This window comes from Cysteiniphilum sp. GTC20157 (assembly GCF_055396795.1).
Map to the genome: position 1 here is coordinate 1,405,147 of NZ_AP044698.1, position 19,729 is coordinate 1,424,875.

Annotated in this window: 15 protein-coding genes; 1 reads left to right on the forward strand and 14 read right to left on the reverse strand. The window is 39.4% G+C overall.

Features of this window, described 5'->3' with window-relative positions; genetic code table 11:
- Window positions 1–120: 120 nt before the first annotated feature.
- The 8 genes from ACZ5V8_RS06360 to ACZ5V8_RS06395 form a co-directional block, all read right to left on the reverse strand.
- Window positions 121–591, reverse strand: coding sequence for an RES family NAD+ phosphorylase (locus tag ACZ5V8_RS06360; protein ID WP_464217111.1), 471 nt, complete (start codon window positions 589–591; stop codon window positions 121–123).
- On the reverse strand, window positions 588–1,010 hold the full coding sequence (gene parS / locus ACZ5V8_RS06365) for a type II RES/Xre toxin-antitoxin system antitoxin (RefSeq protein ID WP_464217112.1): 423 nt from the start codon (window positions 1,008–1,010) through the stop codon (window positions 588–590). The genes ACZ5V8_RS06360 and parS overlap by 4 nt, the downstream gene beginning before the upstream one ends.
- A 76-nt stretch (window positions 1,011–1,086) precedes the next feature.
- On the reverse strand, window positions 1,087–1,854 hold the full coding sequence (locus ACZ5V8_RS06370; protein ID WP_464217113.1) for an acetolactate decarboxylase: 768 nt from the start codon (window positions 1,852–1,854) through the stop codon (window positions 1,087–1,089).
- Window positions 1,855–1,879: 25 nt separating this feature from the next.
- On the reverse strand, window positions 1,880–2,731 hold the full coding sequence (locus ACZ5V8_RS06375) for an isoaspartyl peptidase/L-asparaginase (RefSeq protein ID WP_464217114.1): 852 nt from the start codon (window positions 2,729–2,731) through the stop codon (window positions 1,880–1,882).
- Between the two features lie 20 nt (window positions 2,732–2,751).
- Window positions 2,752–3,573 (reverse strand): cyanophycinase, encoded by an 822-nt coding sequence (locus ACZ5V8_RS06380; RefSeq protein WP_440617287.1) that lies wholly within the window; start codon window positions 3,571–3,573, stop codon window positions 2,752–2,754.
- Between the two features lie 122 nt (window positions 3,574–3,695).
- Complete coding sequence (locus ACZ5V8_RS06385; RefSeq protein ID WP_464217115.1) at window positions 3,696–5,399, reverse strand: Mur ligase family protein; 1,704 nt, start codon at window positions 5,397–5,399, stop codon at window positions 3,696–3,698.
- Window positions 5,400–5,408: 9 nt separating this feature from the next.
- Window positions 5,409–8,222, reverse strand: coding sequence for a cyanophycin synthetase (gene cphA, locus ACZ5V8_RS06390; RefSeq protein WP_464217116.1), 2,814 nt, complete (start codon window positions 8,220–8,222; stop codon window positions 5,409–5,411).
- A gap of 129 nt (window positions 8,223–8,351) precedes the next feature.
- A complete protein-coding gene (locus ACZ5V8_RS06395; RefSeq protein ID WP_464217117.1) occupies window positions 8,352–9,716 on the reverse strand; it encodes an L-serine ammonia-lyase in 1,365 nt (454 codons plus the stop codon).
- A gap of 114 nt (window positions 9,717–9,830) precedes the next feature.
- Between ACZ5V8_RS06395 and asd the strand changes: the two genes are divergently transcribed.
- A complete protein-coding gene (gene asd / locus ACZ5V8_RS06400; protein ID WP_464217118.1) occupies window positions 9,831–10,676 on the forward strand; it encodes an archaetidylserine decarboxylase in 846 nt (281 codons plus the stop codon).
- 72 nt (window positions 10,677–10,748) lie between these two features.
- Here asd and ACZ5V8_RS06405 read toward each other — a convergent pair whose 3' ends face one another.
- The 6 genes from ACZ5V8_RS06405 to ACZ5V8_RS06430 all read right to left on the reverse strand — a co-directional run bounded on the left by ACZ5V8_RS06405 (window position 10,749) and on the right by ACZ5V8_RS06430 (window position 19,726).
- Window positions 10,749–12,803, reverse strand: coding sequence for a S9 family peptidase (locus ACZ5V8_RS06405; protein WP_464217119.1), 2,055 nt, complete (start codon window positions 12,801–12,803; stop codon window positions 10,749–10,751).
- Between the two features lie 230 nt (window positions 12,804–13,033).
- Window positions 13,034–14,221 (reverse strand): RHS repeat-associated core domain-containing protein, encoded by a 1,188-nt coding sequence (locus ACZ5V8_RS06410; RefSeq protein ID WP_464217120.1) that lies wholly within the window; start codon window positions 14,219–14,221, stop codon window positions 13,034–13,036.
- A gap of 35 nt (window positions 14,222–14,256) precedes the next feature.
- Window positions 14,257–15,585 (reverse strand): RHS repeat-associated core domain-containing protein, encoded by a 1,329-nt coding sequence (locus ACZ5V8_RS06415; protein ID WP_464217121.1) that lies wholly within the window; start codon window positions 15,583–15,585, stop codon window positions 14,257–14,259.
- Window positions 15,586–15,945: 360 nt separating this feature from the next.
- Entirely contained in the window at window positions 15,946–17,172 is a 1,227-nt protein-coding gene (locus ACZ5V8_RS06420) for an RHS repeat-associated core domain-containing protein (protein ID WP_464217122.1), read from the reverse strand.
- Between the two features lie 74 nt (window positions 17,173–17,246).
- Window positions 17,247–18,470, reverse strand: coding sequence for an RHS repeat-associated core domain-containing protein (locus ACZ5V8_RS06425; protein ID WP_464217123.1), 1,224 nt, complete (start codon window positions 18,468–18,470; stop codon window positions 17,247–17,249).
- On the reverse strand, window positions 18,467–19,726 hold the full coding sequence (locus ACZ5V8_RS06430; RefSeq protein WP_440617275.1) for an RHS repeat-associated core domain-containing protein: 1,260 nt from the start codon (window positions 19,724–19,726) through the stop codon (window positions 18,467–18,469). Before ACZ5V8_RS06430 ends, ACZ5V8_RS06425 begins: the two co-directional genes overlap by 4 nt.
- Between the last annotated feature and the right edge of the window lie 3 nt (window positions 19,727–19,729).

The following is a 19,729-nucleotide window of genomic DNA, read 5'->3' on the forward strand; positions in this document are numbered from 1 at the left end:
TAAGTCAATGATGAAAAGCATATTTTTTATTACACCTAGGAAATCCATCTATCAAGCCATATTTCATATGAGCTTCAAATGTGATTGAAATTCAGACATGGTTGTTTTATGAAGGGATGCTTACTTTGTTAATCGCACATCAAAGTTAAAGTCTAGTACCTTGGTTTTTTTGACCGCCTTTGCAAATCCTTTATGAAGTGGATTTATAATATAATTATACTCTCTTGGGACTATAACGCTTGGTACAGCCAATATTAAAGACTCACAACGCTTGAGCCATTGATCACCAATATCTGCCGTTTCAGGCGGTGCTGGCTGATCTTGCCATGAATGTGGCAATCGCTCAGGCTCTAAATAGTTAATCTCTGATTTTGACAACTCAATTTGAAAAAGTGTGTAATTTGGCAAAATAGCATAGTCCTCTAAATGGACAAATATTTCTAATATTGCGAGAGATTCTGAGCCTGCGCAATATACGCAAGGATTCCCTTTATTATTCCATCTTCCCCCATATATTCTGGCTCCATCACCAGTAAATGCATCCTGCGCAAATTTGCTTTTCACCAATCTATAGGCAAATACTTTGCTCATACGAAAACGCCATGCTCAAGTCTACCGATTAAATCAAGTACTGCTTTTGTCTCGGCTGATGTCCTTAGCATTTGAATTGGTTTTCTGCCACCAAGCCCATTAACCGGTGACATCAGCCAGTGCATTGCTTTTTGGTGATGTCCTTCAAATAAATTTAACGCTGATTTATAGACTTCTGCATAGCGATATAATCTATCACTTTCAGCCTCAGTAAAAAAACCTGATTTGTATCTTCTATTAAGTGAAGCTGGCGCTATTGTTGTAATTTTGGCAAGTTGATTTTTCTCAATTCCAGAAATATCAGCCAATTTGCTAAAAACCTCACAGCTAAACCCCTCATGAATTGCCTGATAGAGACGCTCACCACGTGATGGAATACCAACAGCATCCCAAAAATCACTTTGATTACCCTGTTGCATAGCACCACCTTGTCATAACTGATATATTAAGAATATATCACATGATTGAAATTATGCAACTTTGAATATTTTTAGCTTATTGTGCATTTTCGATTTTGTGCAGCTGTGTTAAGTCTGCTTCTGTTGCTGTGCTTTTCACATCACCAACTCTTAGATTAATGGCATCAATCGGCATCACCTCAACCTTGACCTTTTCAATCTCAGCACTTAATACATGCCCACCACTTTTCTTATCTGCAGCAACAAAATGAGTATGAAACCCAGGTACGCCAAACCCTTGCGTGTATTTAGGTGAAAAAAACATAACCATCGTCCCTTGTACATTATGATAATTAAAGCGATGTTCATGCTCTTTCAACCACTCCACCAATGGTTTATTAGTTGATTTATCAATTTTCTCACTACGCGCTAGGATTTCCTTAAATGTTCCAGTTAACTTAACCGCATAAGTTAACTGATTATTTGCTAGCTTTGCTAATAATTGCTGCTGAAATGTAGTCAATTCGATAGATTTATTAACGTCAAAACTAAGTTTTTTCAGTGGCTTGAAATCAATAGCCGTTAGATAAGACAGTCCACTTTCTGGCTTCATTTGTGTCAGCTTACCATCCATATTGGCTAAATAATACTTACCATCCAACACGATAACTTCACCCAACCCTTCACCTGCACCGAGACCAAAATCATTACCGGATGCTTTTGCAGATTTAACATTTATCACTGAATGATAATTTCCGGACATCAATGCTGTAATCGTTCCATATTGATAGAGCGGTGCACTTTTTGCAAATGCACTAGCACTTATTGTTGCTAATAATACTGTTAAACCGATTTGTTTAATCATTCCAATCTCCCTTTTAACTGATTATTTACTCATAAAACGTTTTAGCTTTCTCGCTATCATGATAAGCAAATAACGTTTGCGCAATCTTGGTTGAGCCTGTGGTAATATTACCCTTTTGATCTAGTGCAATCAAACCAACATAGTCATCCAAAGCATCACTTTCTTGGATACTTTTGTTAACGGCGTCATTTAAAGCCATGCCATCTTTAACACGAGTATGTACTTTTGCTGCAACGGCTTGATTAACAATATGCTCACCAATACCAGTGCATGATATCCCCATAATATTTGATGCATAGTTACCAGCAACGGTTGGACTATCCCCCACGCGCCCCGGCACCTCAAATCCAGCGCCTCCGGTTGAGGTTAAAGCAGCAATGTTACCGGCATTATCTAATACAACCACACCAATAGTTCCTGTTAAGCCTTTCTTAAGCTCAAGGTACTCTTGATAACGATGTTCGGTAATGGGATTATATTCTGGCATTTTTAATGTCTCATGTGCAAAACGCGTTGCCTCATGAGCTGCGCGCACACTGTGATGTTCATTTAAAAGTGCCAAAGCCACTTCACTGGGATATTGGATATTTTGAATATTAATCACGCCTGCAAATTTGGCTTTTGTACCATCCATAATCGAAGCTGACATCCTTACCTGTCCATCTTGCTGCAAGCGTGATCCCGTACCGGCATTAAATAGTGGATCATCCTCTAATAATTTCGCTGCAAAAACAGCAGTTTTTAACGCATCATCATAGGTCGTAAGAAAGGCATATGCTTCCTCAACAATCGTTAATAGATGTACGTGATATTCGCTAAACTGAGTATTTTTATCCTCTCTGGCACCACAGCCGCCATGAATAATAATTTTTTGCATTTCCAACCACGTCCTTACGATTAATTAACAACCTCAACTTCATGCGCATTTGTATCGTATTTACTGCCTTCAAGTAAGAGATGCATGCGAATGCCAACCAAACTAATGGGATCATCATCGCGCGCGTGCGGCATCGATGAATGCTCAATATGTGACATATCAATAATCGTTAATGCGCCACTGCCGACAACCTCAATTACGCCATCATCAGCGAGAAAGGCGCCTGTGTCTTCATCGATACCAACACCGGTTACAAAGGGATTATAAGACAATGCCGTTAATAAACGTCCCAAACGATCTCGTTGCGAGAAATGTTGATCAACAAGTATTTTATTAGTTAACCCCAAGCCTGGCGCCATATTGACCATATTGTAGCGTGGCATAAAACCCGTAGCACCTCCAACAATCATATGCTCAGAGATAAAAGCAGCTCCTGCCGAGGTGCCTGCCACATGCACACCCTTGGCATTACAGCGACGAATCATTTGTGCCACTTTAGTGCCACCAAGCACGGTTGACAATAGTAGCTGATTACCACCGGTCATAAAGATACCGCTTGCTTTTTCAAGGTGTGCCAAATAATCCTTATTCTCGGTATCAGCACGCGCTTGAATCTCAAGGCTTACCGCATTTTTAACACCTAGCGACTTAAAAATTTTGACATATTCGCTGCCGGTATCTGACAACTTAGATGCCGTTGGAATAATAACAATATAGGCATCTTTATTACCTGCTAGTTCAACAAATCGCTGCAAAACCTTGGGTGAAACCAATTTATCTTCACGTCCACCAATTGGGATAATATATCCTCTTTTAATACCTGAAACTGTTGGTGCGGGCATGCTCACTCCTCTTTTTTTCCTAAATGTCTAACATCTTACGCTTCGATATATACCCTCTACTATTACAAAGTAAAGGAATTATTACTGTGGCGTTAGAAATTAGTAATATATTCATCAAACCGTCAATTACAATATGTCTTCACTAGAGCACCAATCTCAGCAATATGATCATGACAACACAGCACGCACACATCACCTTGTTGTAATTGCGGCAGTACCGACTTTGCTCCGGATAATTCATCTTCAACTAAACGTATTGTATCTTTTTCCTGACCGAAACGAACTAATGATGCTGCAATTTGCATAGGAATTTCTCCCTCATTGGCGCCACGCAAATATTTCTTAAGCTCTTTGATCAAAATCTCATGCGGCATGTACTTAGCAATGATTTTTGAGCTCGCATCAATCAAATTGATTCTGTCGCCCGTTGTTCCAAATAACAAACTAAGCTTTCCTTCTTTTGTTTGATACGCTTGAGCCAAGGACAAAATCGCCTCAAATCCTGCTGGATTATGCGCAAAATCAATAATAACTTTAGCCCCCGACTTCAATGTGTAAATATTAGCGCGCCCCTGATTTTCTTTATCTGTATTCTGATAAACACATAACGCAGCTATTATTTTTTCAAAAGAAATGCCTAAACAAAAAGCCAAGGCTATCGCATGCAAAGTATTTTCAATATTATGTTTTGCATGACCATTCATCGTCAGCGGTACATCATTGAGCCTAACTAAGGATTTTGCTTTGCCTTGGTGCCACCAAATAAAACTATTCTCTGCAACATAACAGGCATAATCATTTGCGGTTAACTGATTTAATATCTTAGATGTGATTTCTGATTGACTGACAATAATTTTGGGTGCTGATAGCTCGACAACTAGTTGCTGTAAAAGTAAATCATCAAGATTAATAATTGCAAAACTGTTTTCTTTGGCTAACGCACGATAGACAATACATTTAGCATCAAATAAATCATTTAAAGTTTCAACACCATCCTCACCCATATGATCATAAGAGACATTGGTCACCGTCGCAGCCGAAACTTGTGTTTCTATCAAACCACGTTTTAACAATCCGCCACGCGCTGATTCCAATACAGCTACTTCAACCTCTGCATTGGTGAGTACAAACTGATGTCCCGTGGGTCCTGAGTAATCACCGCGATCAATAATCTCACCATTAATCGCAACCCAATCCGTTGAAGCATAACCACTTACTTTACCAGCATGTTGACAGATAAAATTCGTCAAACGCACTGTTGTTGTTTTACCATTTGTTCCAGTAACAATCACCTGTGGAATATCATAAATATCCTGCCATGGTAGCGATAAATAATCATCAGTTAATAACGATAACTTATAGCGACCAACCCCAGAGCCAACATAAGCGTGATCTTTTTCTCTAAAGATATTTAAACCATGTGACTTGGCATTAGCATAAAGTATACGATAGGCAAGATTTTGCTCTTCTTGAATTGCGTCAAGTAAATTTGCCTTTTGAGATTCATCCAATGCCAAAACGCCATTATTTAAAAATTCATAGCTTGCTGCTTGCCATGTGTAATCAATAACATCACAGCTGGCAAGCAAGATATCACAAGGTGCGGTAAATGCTAAACGCAAACCCTCGCTATATATCTTATGCGCTAGCTTATATTCACTAAGCCCAAGTAACGGTAGCAGCCGTTCACAGTTAGTTTGCCATATTTTAACAAGTTCTTCTTGCTCGGTTTTAAGCGGAACATCTAGTACAACACCCGTTTCATTAAAAAACAAGTTAGGCCCGACTAAGCGTCTTGAGTAGCCTTCAGGAATTTCACGCATCATTACACCTACTTAATCAGCATCTTCTTCAACAGTTGCTACAAGGCGCACACCTCGTTCATCAGCGATAATACCATCTTGCATCATCTGTACAATCTCTTGTGCTAATCCATGGTTTTTACTCAGTTCAATGGTCGTATTAGATTTTATGGTCTTCGTGCTTTCAGATGCTTCACCTTCTCTGTTAAAGTGAATAATTTGCTTCCAAGTACGTTTGATATTATCCGCAAATACGACAAGAAGATCACCAACATTCGCATGCTCTAACGCATGATCAACCGCTTCTTGTTCGCTTTCAATAATCTGAATGTTATTTTCAGAAACTCCAGCTTCTAGCAATGCTTCTTTTAATTTACGTGGAATTTCACCAGATTTGCGTCCTCTTAAACCATCATCTTGCTTACAGATAAACTGATCAAAATAAGGCGCTACCGCTTTGGCAATATTGGCAATATCCTGATCTCGTCTATCCCCTGGAGCTGCAATCACGCAGGTTTTAATGCCCTTAGCATCAATCTGCTCAACCAACTTACCCATCGCTAATACGGCAGCTGGGTTATGACCATAGTCCATTAAGACCTTAAATGGATGCTCATCAAACCAGTTCATGCGTCCTGGCGCTTGATAAAACGAGGTTGTAAAGGTTCTTAGACCATTTTTGATATCATCTAGACTCATATTCATACTATAGGCAATCGCCACGGCAAACATCGCATTTTGTACATTGTGAACAGCTCGCCCTTCCATCGTTGCGGGGATTAAATGCGTCCATAATACCGGCATGTGAATATGATTATCAAAGATGGTGATCATATCTCCGTTAACACCTTTTTCAATAACAACGGCCTTACCCCCTGCACGAATATGTTCTTTGACCAAAGCGTGTTCTGGATTCATCGTTACATACATAATATGCTCAGCTTGCGTGTAAGCTGATAATCTTAAGCAATGCGGATCATCAGCATTTAAAACGGCGACATCGCGAGCGGCATCCGTCACAATACGTTTAACTTCTGCTAATTCTTCTAAGGTATTAATACCTTTAAGTCCCATATGATCCTCAGCAATATTAATACAAGCACCAACATTGCAATAATCATAGCCAAGACCACTTCTAAGCAGACCACCACGTGCCGTTTCAAATACAGCCACATCAACATTCGGATCACGCAACACCATTTGTGCGGACTTAGGTCCTGTCATGTCTCCTGCGACACTTAATTTACCATTGACATAAACGCCATCGGTTGTGGTAAAGCCCACACATTTACCAGCGATTTTCCACATATGGGCAACCATACGCGTTGTTGTTGTTTTACCATTGGTGCCAGTAATGGCTGCAATTGGAATACGTGCACGCTCTGTATCAGGAAATAACATATCCATCACCGCCCCTGCCACATCGCGAGGATAGCCTTCACTTGGTGATACATGCATTCTAAAGCCGGGTGCTGCATTAACCTCACAAATCCCACCACCGACTTCTTGATATGATTGGGTAATATCAGGAGATAAGAAATCAACGCCACCAACATCCAAACCAATGGCAGTAACTGCGCGCTCTGCCATCTCGCGATTATCCGGATGCACCACATCGGTTAAATCAATAGCCGTACCACCGGTTGAGAGATTCGCCGTTTTACGCAAATAACAAATCTCACCACTGGCTAAAATACTCTCTGGCGTGAATCCGGCTTTTTCTAAAAGTGTTAGCGCTTGATGATCAAGCTCAAGACGTGTTAATACCTTTTCGTGCCCGACACCACGCCTTGGGTCTTCATTGACAATATCAATAAGCTCAGCAATCGTATGCTTACCGTCACCAACAACATGTCCAGGTACGCGCTTTGCTACCGCCACTAATTTGCCATTGACTACTAGCATACGATGATCAAAACCTTCGATGTATTGCTCTAAAATAACCCAACGACCATGCTCTTTTGCCACTGCAAATGCTTGTTTCAAACTTTCATCACTTTGAATATTAATGCTTATGCCACGACCATGGTTACCATTTAATGGTTTAACCACTAGTGGATAACCTAAGTGGCGGGCAACGGATAATGCATCACTTTCATAGCGCACACTGCGTTGTTTTGGCACAGGGAGCCCCAAACCATTTAAAATCGTATTGGTTTGCTCTTTATCACATGATATCTCAACAGCAATATGTTTGGTTTCACCGGTAATCGTCGCTTGAATACGGTTTTGATACTTGCCATGACCAAACTGCACCAAAGAATGTTCATTTAATCGAATATATGGGATGTCGCGCTTTGTTGCTGCTTCCACTAATGATCCAGTACTTGGGCCAAACTCTTTACTTTGGGCAAACTTAATAAAGCGAATCTTCTCATTTTCAAAGTCAAAATCTTTAAGATCGACATTAAGCGCTTGTTGTAGCTCTTGAGGTAAAAGCGAGATCAATAAATCACGCGCTAAGAAGCTCGCCTGCAAACCAACATCTTTTTGCTTATACTCAAACACCATATTGTATTGTCTTGGCTCACCGGTACTACGTGTTTTACCAAAGCTTACATTGCTACCCGCAACATCCTGAAGTTCAATCGCGACATGTTCCCAAATATGCCCCACCCATGTGCCTTCACCCTCACGCATGCGCCTTATAAAGCCACCTGCTTCACGATAGGAACAACCATGTTCTTTCAGCCCTGGAAGCGCTTCAACTAAGGCATCAATAAAATCAGCACCAAGCTTTGCCGATGGCCACTCTTCTAGTATACCTAAATCAATTACATGCCTAATAACTGGAAAGTTGGCATAGATATTTGGTCCAATATAGACATTCGTCGATAGTATTTGCATGATATTCTCCCTATATGTAATTTTTCTCCAAAGATGTTGACTGTTAGAATAAACAAAGTTAAACCCTTTGTATAGCAGACATTGACGCTTCCTATGTCAGAATTTTTGTATTTTGAGTTTTTTATATCACTAACATGCGGGCAAATTCACAGCTAAGCCACCTAATGATGTTTCTTTATATTTGGTTGACATATCTTTACCGGTTTCTTTCATTGTCTGAATCACTTGGTCTAAGCTCACATGATGCTCACCATCGCCAAGTAGCGAAAGCTTAGCGGCATTAACTGCTTGTACCGCACCCATAGCATTGCGTTCAATGCACGGGATTTGCACCAAGCCACCAATCGGATCACAGGTCAAACCAAGGTTATGCTCCATGCCCATTTCAGCAGCATTTTCAACTTGTTCAACATTACCACCAATAAGTGCGCAAAGCCCCGCTGCAGCCATCGAACATGCGACACCAACCTCACCTTGGCAGCCGACTTCAGCGGCAGAAATTGAGGCACCTTTTTTAAATAAAACGCCAATGGCTGCCGTCGTTAGCAAATAATCAATGATCTCTTTGTTTGTGGTAAATGGATGGTTTAATATATGGTGCTTTAATACCGCGGGGATCACCCCTGCAGCACCATTTGTTGGCGCTGTAACCACTTTACCGCCTGCGGCATTTTCTTCATTAACAGCAATGGCAAAAACATTGAGCCAATTAAGATCCTTGATATCTAAACGTGACTCTTCTAAACGTTTTTTAAGTTTATACGCGCGACGTTTAACAGATAAACCACCTGGTAGCTCGCCATCTGTTTGCAATCCGTTTTCAATTGACTGATCCATCACTTGCCAGATTGCAAGCACCCCTTCTTCGACTTCCTTTTTATCACGGACAGCACATTCATTTGCCATCATTAAATCAGCAATGCTCATTTGATTGTTTTCACACATGTCTAACAGCTCTTTAGCTGTTGCAAATGGATAAGGTACGGCATGCCCATCAACAGGAGCAGGATCATTATGACTGTGCATTTCATGTTCATCTAAGATAAATCCACCACCGACTGAAAAATACTTCAATTCATTCAATTTTTCACCTTGATCACCCCATAGCGTAAACAACATGCCATTGGCATGCTCAGGTAGCGCCTCGTTATAGTGAAATATTAAATCTGCCGTATAATCAAAATCAATCTCATAAGATTCCAATAACTTCATCTTTTTAGTTTTAAGGATCTGATCATAACAAAGCGCTGCCGCATTAATATCAATACTATGAGGCTCAAAGCCTGCAGAGCCCAAAATACAGGCATAATCTGTTTTATGCCCCCTTCCTGTTAATGCCAGTGATCCAAATAACTCAATCGTGAAACGTCTTGTCTTTGTCAAAGAGTCTTCATGTTTTTGTAAAAACCGAAAGGCTGCGCGCATGGGTCCCACTGTGTGTGATGATGACGGTCCCACGCCAATCGAAAATAAATCAAAAATACTAATATTCATAAACTCACCCTTAAAGCCCATTTACCTCTAAAAAAACCTGCTTACAATAAATCAGTGGCTGGCAGATGTAAAATAATTTACAATGCCAACCAAAAATATATCCCTTATTACTGCATGTTTAAAGATACCTTATTTTTGACGCTTCAAAAAATATTGCCGCAAGCCTGTTTATCACGTCTTGCTGGCAAGTTGGCAAACTGTGAAAATATAACGATAAAAAACAAACTAATCCATCTTGCGATGAAGCGTTTTAATATCGACTTAAACGATGCATTAATCGAAGATCCCACTGACTTTGCAAGCTTTAATGATTTTTTTACGCGCAGATTAAAACCTGAAGCACGCCCTATTGATCAAAATAGTAAAAGCATTATCTCACCCGCCGATGGTAAAATTACACAAGCAGGCAAAATCACAGAAGGCAAGCTCATTCAAGCCAAAGGCAAATATTTCTCATTAAAAGCACTTACCGCAGATACAGCAAAAGAGGCATACACTGATTTTTCGGTGATTTATTTGTCCCCTTCGGATTATCATCGTGTGCATATGCCAATGGATGGTAAGTTGACGCGTATGACTTATATTCCAGGTAAACTTTTTTCAGTTAATGAACTAACTGCAGAGAATATTGATGGACTCTTTGCCAAGAATGAGCGCCTGATTTGTTATTTTGAAACAGTAGTTGGCGAAATTGCCGTCATTTTTGTTGGTGCAATGCTTGTTGCAGGGATTGAAACCGTTTGGCATAAATTAGTTGCGCCCAACTATTACAGCAAAGTTACACACTTCGATTACTCTAAGCACAACATGCACTTTAATAAAGGTGATGAGATTGGTTTATTTAATTTCGGTTCAACCATTATCACGCTTTTCCCTGATGAAAAGATCATATGGCAAGAACATATAAACAGCAAAATCAGCATGGGTCAGGCGATTGCTAATCATATCCCTATGTCTTAGGATAATTTTGGCAATAGTCCTAGCTATTACCTGCAATCCAACTTTGTAAAATCCTCATAAACTGCTTTGCAACTAAACACCGCAAAATGATTTACGATGGGTATAGAGGCTTTGCCTAAACCAATTTGCCGTGTCTTTCATCCCTAATAACAACTGATTAGGATCTGAAAACTCATGTCCTTGATCACGATAGATTTTTAGTGACACCTTTTTATCGGCTTGCTTTAGCGCATAGTATAGCTCTAATGATTGACTTACTGGCACCTCATTATCCTCATCACCTGCTTGAATCAGCATGCTGCCATGATTTAAACCCACATGTAGAACCGGTGATATATTTACCCAGGGTTTAGCATCTTGCCAAAAAGACACTCCCATAAGGTAAGTAAGCGTATGATAGTCTGATGTACCTTCAAGGCTGACCAAATCATTGACACCAGCGCCATCAACTGCTGTTTTAAATAAATCAGAGTGTTGCATTGCTATTGCCGCTAAAAAACCGCCATAGCTCCAGCCCCAGATACCAACACGTTTGGGATCAACAATACCCTGAGCGATTAAATGCTTAACACCAAGGGTAATATCTTCTAAGTCAATTTGTCCAATTTTCTGATAGTTAGATGCCATAAATGGCACGCCATAGCCCGTACTACCATGCACGTTTGGTCTCAAGATCACATAACCTTCTGCTGCCATACACCCCACACAAAAAGGTGTATCCAAAGTATGAGGCGAGCCAATAAAACTGCCCCACCAATGGTTAGCAGGCCCACCATGGACGGCAACAACTAGTGGATATTTCTGCCCTTTTTTATAGTTTGGTGGATACGTCAAAAAACCTTCAACATTTTCTTTATTACTACCAACCCAATGTATTATTTCTGTGTGCCCTAATGTATAGGGCAGTTTTCTTTGCGAGTTAATCACTTGCGGTGAAAATTCATCTAAAAGGCTGACGACGGCTTCAGGTGCTTTATTGCTACTCATTTGCATATAGCCAATAGCTGTTGCTTGATTGTTAATAACAGGGCTAACAACTGATACGTCATGGGTTAATGACACAATTTTTGATGTGTTAATATTTATCTTAACAAGACGCTTCGTTAAATGATCGTCTTGTACCATCAACAGATTCTCATCTTTTTGATCCCATGAGAGTAACTGAGCGCTCCCTTCAAACAAAGGCTCCAAACATCGCTGTTGATGATCATTTAAATTCAAAACACACAGCCTTTTGCTATATCTTAGAACATAATCCGCATACTGATAGCCATCTGGCAATTGATTATAAAAATAAGCTAGTTTTTTACCATCATGTGATAAAACTGGTTGATCATAATACCCCTCACTTTTTGTTAAATTCATCACATGCCCTGCTAAATCAACACGCTTAATCTCGCGCTTTCTTGAGCGCTCTGGCACCAATGAATGCGCACTAACAAAGAGAATACCGCTACTATCTTTTAACCACGCCAAATGACCATCCATCACATAATCATGTGACAGGCTTAAAGCTTTAATGCTTTGAACATGCGTTTTATCTTTTGAAAGAGTTAACAAATAGAGTCTCGTGCCTGCATACATTGTCGATGGATCAAGTACTGCCAGTTTATCACGCTTATCCTCATGAATACTCATTGCAATCATTTGCCCATTGGGTGAAATCTGATAGCTTTCCAACCCTTGCGTAGGTGTTTTTAATGGATATAACTTATGACGTTTAAGATCATAAACACATAGACTTAGTTGATCATGCTCTTCTTTTAATAAAAGTAACTTGCGCCCATCCGGGAACCAACTAACATTAAGCACATTAAAATCAAAAAGCTTTTGCGCGTCTATCATAGACTTAGCATTAATATGCTTGACGTAAAAAAGCTGATAACGCCACTGCCACTTACCCGTTTTTTTGTCTTTTTGACCTTTTTTCTCTATATAAACCGCTTCATGAGCATCATCTGAAAGTGACACAAAACCAAACCAAGGCTGCGATAATGATGCTTCAGCTGTTAATGGCGGCATTGATTTTTCAGTTGTTTTAGTTGTGTTAACATCAACCTTTTGTGCATACACTGCCAAAGTGCTAACGATAATCGAGCAAGCGTATAGTAAAATTTTTCTAAGCATTAAAACACTCCAATAGAATCTACGCTTTAGATTACAATATCTTGCGATACATATACAAATGTTGATACCACGAAGTTTGTAACCGTATTTAACATCCTGTTTACAAGTCTCAGCTCGGACAAAAATGAGGAAACCTTCAACCAATAATTTTTTTAAGATCATTTCCTGACGATATTTTTGCACTGCTTCACGCTGACACTAATAAAATACCCAAAAACCTTAAACATCACTTATCTCCATCTAAAATCTCCACTTTGCTTTATCAACCTATCAGTAGCTTGCCAACAATTAAGTTCACTTCTTGACGGCAGAACTATTCTCAAAGGAGGTGGTCTTAAATTGTTGATGAATATATAGTTAATGTTGTTTTTCACATTTATTACTTCGTCATAGTTTAATTTTTTTATAGGATCCATTCTTGCAAGTATATAATTTTTATCCATATACTTAACTTCAAACATCGATGTGTTTGCTTTTAGATTTCTATTTATGAATCCATTTATTCGGAATGCTCTCTTATAGTTTGCTACTAATAATTTTCTTTCGTCATTGATATGTTCAAATGCTAACATTTTATGTAAGCCACTCTTATCACGATAGATATATCCTTCAGTTGGGTTAATAGAAGATAATTTTGCAGTAATATCTTCTCCTTCTAACAATGACTCTGAATCATTAGTATCGTTTATATTAGCAACACTAACAATACTCACAGCATCAGCAACCATGCTAATCACGCCAAGTCCAAATGAAATATTGTTTAGAATATTTGCTGTACCTTCTCCATCTGCTTTTGTATCTGCCACAACTTGCCCTGCTATACCAAACGCTCCCGAAGCCGCCCCCATGATCCCTGATACTCTAGCCATGTTGGCTGCAGCAAGAGCAGCACCTTCTAGGCTAGACCCTCCACTCATTACAGCACCTGCAATTCCAACAATTACTCCCAAACTATTTAAGGTATAATTAAGCCATGCTGGCATATGCCCACTTGGATCAATATTCATAATCGGATTGCTATCAGCAAAGTTATACTTGTTCCAAACATTGGCACTATCTTGGGCGATAAAACGCTGTGTATTTGCATCATAATCACGCGCTCTTAAATACACCAAATTAGAGCTTGAATCCTGATACTCATCATTGTAGCTAAAGTTAGTTGCCACATTAGTGTTGAGTGTATTTGGATGCACACCATACGCTTGATAGTCTGTCGTGCCTTGGATAGCAACTGCTACATCATTATTAGACTTAGTCAAGGTTAAACTATTGCTTTTGCCATTATTCGCATAATACAAGTTAGTGTGACCATCATTCTTTATGAAAACCTCTTGGGAAAAACTATTTTTCACACTTCCAGCTAAGGTTAAAAATGCAAGGGTGCTTACTATTATTGTATTTGTTAGATATGATTTCATTTTACCTACACGTATCTGATGGTTGCTTTATTTATTTAGATTAAAAACGGAATACCTACCTGAAAAACTGCCCCGCCTATATTATAAGAAAATGCATAACTACGTACAGTTTGCAAGCTACGAAAATTTAGTTCTGCCACAGTAAACATCCCACCTTCCACTGCTGTAACCCCTGAGGACATTAAGATATTTTTAACAGACATTTCATTTCTCCCTGACACTGCTGACATTACCCCTTCTCTTGCTGTCTCCATTGTTGCACCCCGTGCCGCAAATATGCCAATAGAGCCAAGAAACTTCGTGCCTGCGCTTAAATTATACTTTAAAAAAAGCTGCCACATATCCTTAACAAAAAAACCTCCCATCCATCCGCTTACTCCCCCTGACCCAAATCCACCAGCTATCCCTGCAAGCATTGATGAGCCACCAACAGTCTCAGCAGATAATGCCGTTGCCACTCCCTCAAGTCCGTTATCTAATAAACCAAAAAAATTAGCCCTACTAGGATTTATCATACCTAAGGTACCGAATGCACCACCAATATCCTCAAGCCCCATTTGTAGATATGCAATTGGCGTCATTGTCTTTTTCTGAATAAGCGCCTGCATTCCATTGCCGACAAAAGTAACCGGATAAGACTTCAGTCCATAACGCGTTGATTGCTCTTCAAATACCTTTTCTGCGTTATCAGTTGGCACACTAGAACTATCAATTGGAACACTAGAATCAGCTTCATTAGCAGTCACAACACCATCTGCAATAGATTCAGCAGCTTCACCCTCCGCAACCGCAGCTTCTGCCGCTGGAGCAAAAGCACCTAGCAACCAAGGCGTAGCAATACCTGCTAGTATCAAAGATATACCAAGTATCGTATTTACTGCTTCTTTACTTAGGTGACCACTTGGATCAATATTCATAATCGGATTGCTATCGGCAAAGTTATATTTATTCCAAACATTGGCACTATCTTGCGTAATAAATCGTTGTGTAGTTGGATCATAATCACGTGCCCTTAAATACACCAAATCAGAAGTTGGATCCTGATACTCACCATCGTAGCTAAAGCTGGTTGCTACATTTATTTTTAGGGTATCAGAATGCACACCATAGGCTTGATAATCTGTCGTGCCTTCTATAGCAACGGCTGCATTGCTATGAGTTGGCTTAACCAAAGTTAAACTATTGCTTTTGCCATTATTGATATAATACAAGTTGGCTGCAGTATTATTGTCAACCCAAGCCTCTTTAGCAAATGAACTTTCAACACTAGCAACAATACATAAAATAATAAGAAATGGTAACCAAACTGACAAAGCGCCACTAATCATCAATTTATTTCTTATAAGCTGAATTTTAAACTTCATAATCTACCTCACTCACTCAATATGAAACATTTTTAATTTAATTTGATTTGTTTCACATTTATTCAAACATGCTATCTATCCCAGTCACGAGATTACGCGCTTATATCTAAATTTATATAGACAAAATAAACATATATTGTAACTGCCTAGTGCTACAACTTTTAAACACGCGATTACTTGAGTTTACTTGTAACTCCAGCTGTAAATCCCATATTTTATGGCGCATTACCCCATTTCTAAAGTATTCGCGTATCTTGAATATGTGGCACTAGCAGGTCTAAAAACGCACAGGAAAACAGATTTAAATATAAGCAATTTTGTTTATTAATCATGCTGCTGGGTGGTTGCCATATATTTCAATCATAACTCAGATATATCTCCACTAAGCAAAGCACCAAATATTGGTGTCTTTAAATTAAGATAAGTAAATCTCATCGCTCTTGCTAACCTACTATTGGGGTAATTACCTAAGTAAGTTTGTGAGAATCCAGAATATGCACCCATAAGTGGTGCCGCAGCAATATTAACCGCTGTATTTTTCCAGTTAATATCATTACTAATTGCACTATTAATCATATTGCCTGTCATAGCAACCGCACCATTAAGTGTTGTTCTTAATGCACCATAGACAACTTTTTTAAACATGCCATTAGCCTTACCCATTCTACCACTCACCCATCCATAAACTCGACCACCTGTAAATCCTGCCGCACCATTGATTAATGTAAATCTTGCAAAGTCACTCAAGTTAAAATGATTCCCATCATTGTCTTGATATGTTTTCAACCCTGAACCAACACCCAATAAAATATTTGATCCCGCACTACTTCTAGTCACCTTAGCAGCGTTTAACTCTTCACTATCAATATCTATAACTGTTTCCTCATCCTCAGATAATTGTCTAGCTTGTCTAGATAGCAAAGCTTTTCTCCCTAATGGAAATATACTATCCTGGGCTGAATAGACACCGATCATACCGCCTATAGCCATAGCGAAATCACCAGCTGCAGCATAGTAGCTATGGTGAATTATGTCATTAATACCAAACAAAATATTAGAAACACTTGCTCCTGTTTCAGCTAACACAATCAAAGAAGTTCCATTTGTAACAGGAACGCTAGCTAAGGATACAACAACTGTCATTAACAGCCCAATAGTGTTTAAACTCATATGGCCACTTGGATCAACATTCATAACCGGATTGCTATCAACAAAGTTATATTTATTCCAGACATTGGCACTATCTTGGGCGATAAACCGCTGTGTATTGGCATCATAATCACGTGCCCTTAAATATAATAAATCAGAAGCAGGATCTTGATACTCACTATTGTAGCTAAAATTTGTTGCTACATTGGTATTGAGCGTATTAGGGTGCACGCCATAGGCTTGATAATCTATCGTGCCTTGGATAGCAACTGCCGCATTATTAGCTGGCTTAGCCAAAGTCAAACTGTTGCTTTTGCCGTTAGCAAGATAATAAAGTCTGATGCTAGGTCTTGCTGTGTGAGCATAACTTATTTGTTTTGTTAATAATGCTATAAGACAGATACCAATACTTACAAAAATAATCCGCTGTTTATTCATACCTTCAACCGTAAACGTCAGTTCTATTGATGCTTTCAGCAATAACTTGCTTACCGCACTATGCAAATGGATCTTTAAAAGCCATCAGGTAACTCCTCTCCATGGTTAGTCGCATTATAAACAGCATCAGTCGCTGAGTACGCCCCTAAAAGAAGTGGCATTTTCACAATCACATATGAGAATCCTGCCGTGGCTGAGCGCATAAAATTAGTTTCAGCAATACGGCTAGAAAAACAACGAACCCCAGATAACATAAGTTGATTGAGGCCATTTGCGCCGCGCAGAAGATAATTTGATGTCTGAGCTGCATTTTCAACATAGTCTGCGAACTTCAACCCTTTAATCAATCCAAATGCAGCGCCACCGCCAACATAGTCTAAGACGGTCCATATTGATTCGTATTTTTTTAAGAATGGTGAAAAATGACTGCCATAGGTGCCAGTCACACTAACAGCACTTGCTGCTTCACCTAATAAGCCAAAACGCAACTCGGTTTTGCGTGATACACATGAAAAAAACTTTGCTTCATTTGGGTTAGTAGCTTCGGCAGTCGCACGCGGGTATATACCTTCATTTAGTTGACTATCACCTGCTTGAGCATCAACTCCCGCTTCAGACGCTTGAACATCATCATTTGCAGATTGCGTTAATGCTGCAGATGATCCTTCCGCTACATCAGTTGCCTCTGCAGTAGCAGTAGCACCAGCTTCAAGCCCCTCTGTGGCAACTCCTGCTACCTCTGAAGTCGCAACACTCTCAGCACCTAAGGCAGCAAGCTCAGCAATACCCAGATATCCTCCAGTGAATATAACGCCAGACATGATCAGTGTCATAAATAATCCACTTGTTGCATGATGCCATACATTGGACATAGAAAAATGCCCACTTGGATCAATATTCATAATCGGATTGCTATCAGCAAAGTTATACTTATTCCAAACATTGGCATTATCTTGCGTGATAAATCGTTGTGTTCCCGCATCATAATCACGTGCTCTTAAATACACCAAATCAGAACTCGGATCCTGATATTCCCCATTATAGCTAAAGTTCGTTGCTACATTGGTGTTAAGCGTATCAGAATGCACACCATAGGCTTGATAATCTGTCGTGCTTTGAATGGCAACTACTGCATTACTATTAGTTGGTTTATCCAAGGTTAAACTATTACTTTTGCCATTATTCACATAATAAATATCATTTGTGCCTGTTGCTAACAACTCTTGTGCAAAACTGATCTGTGTCATTCCAATCAAAAAGAAATAGGCACTCAACTCTAAAAGCTTCTTACACATCATACAGCACCATCTAATGATATATAATCGAAATCGATCAAAGAATAGTTTAGAGGATTTTCATAACCAAGTACTAAGGCTCTCAATTGAGGGAATGACTTAGCAGAATTGAATGCGCAAATTTCAATGAATTGTGTCTGTCTGTCTACATGATATTGAATCCATTTACGAAGAAATGCCTGTTCAGTAAAATCATATAGCAACGAATTCTTAGTCTTGCGACATTCCAGCATAACAATTTGTTCACCAGATAATGCACCCATATTATTCGTAAGCCAATTATCTACATGAGTCATTGTCTCTCTAATCGATGGTACAACTTGATTATAATCGTATACATTATAGGTGCCGTAGTTTGACTCAACAATATTCGACCAACCTTCTTCGGAGATGTTTTGATGATTTAAAAATTCGTTTAATCGCGCAAGGTTAGTATCATTTAATCGTTGAGGTGAATAATTATAAGATACAGGTATATGTGATGTCACTTCAGCAGACCTTACAGATGATAAATGAGCAACAGTAGATTCTTGAACTTCACCATCAAACAATTGAGGTGCTCTGATTTCACCAGCTCCACCAGCTCTTCCAGCTGCTGAAGAAATCCCAGAAGCGACATCAAATCCCATACTTGCAAGCCCTAGCACCAATGATGCTGTCTGCAAGTCTGTATTATTCCCAGCTGCTTGAGCAACAATACCTGCAACACCTGAAGCGCCCCCTAAACCTGCCGCGATCAATGGCACTGCTGCACCGCCACTAGCAACACCTGCGACAATTGCACCAGCAATTCCTAACCCGTTTAAGGTGTAGTTAAGCCATGCTGGCATATGCCCACTTGGATCAATATTCATAATCGGGTTGCTATCGGCAAAATTATATTTATTCCAAACATTGGCACTATCTTGTGCGATAAATCGTTGTGTTCCCGCATCATAGTCACGCGCTCTTAAATAAACTAAATCAGAAGCAGGATCCTGATACTCACCATTGTAGCTAAAGTTAGTTGCTACATTGGTTTTGAGCCCATTTAAATGCACGCCATAGGCTTGATAATCTGTTGTGCCTTCTATAGCAGCAGCTGCATTACTATTGATTGGCTTATCCAAAGTTAAACTATTGCTTTTGCCATCATTCGCATAATAAATATTACTTTTGCCTGATGTTAACAACTCTTGTGCAAAACTGATCTGAGCAGTTAGCATTGCTAGTATACAGTTCGTTATTACCGCAGCTTTTTGATATCGTTTTTTATTCATTTA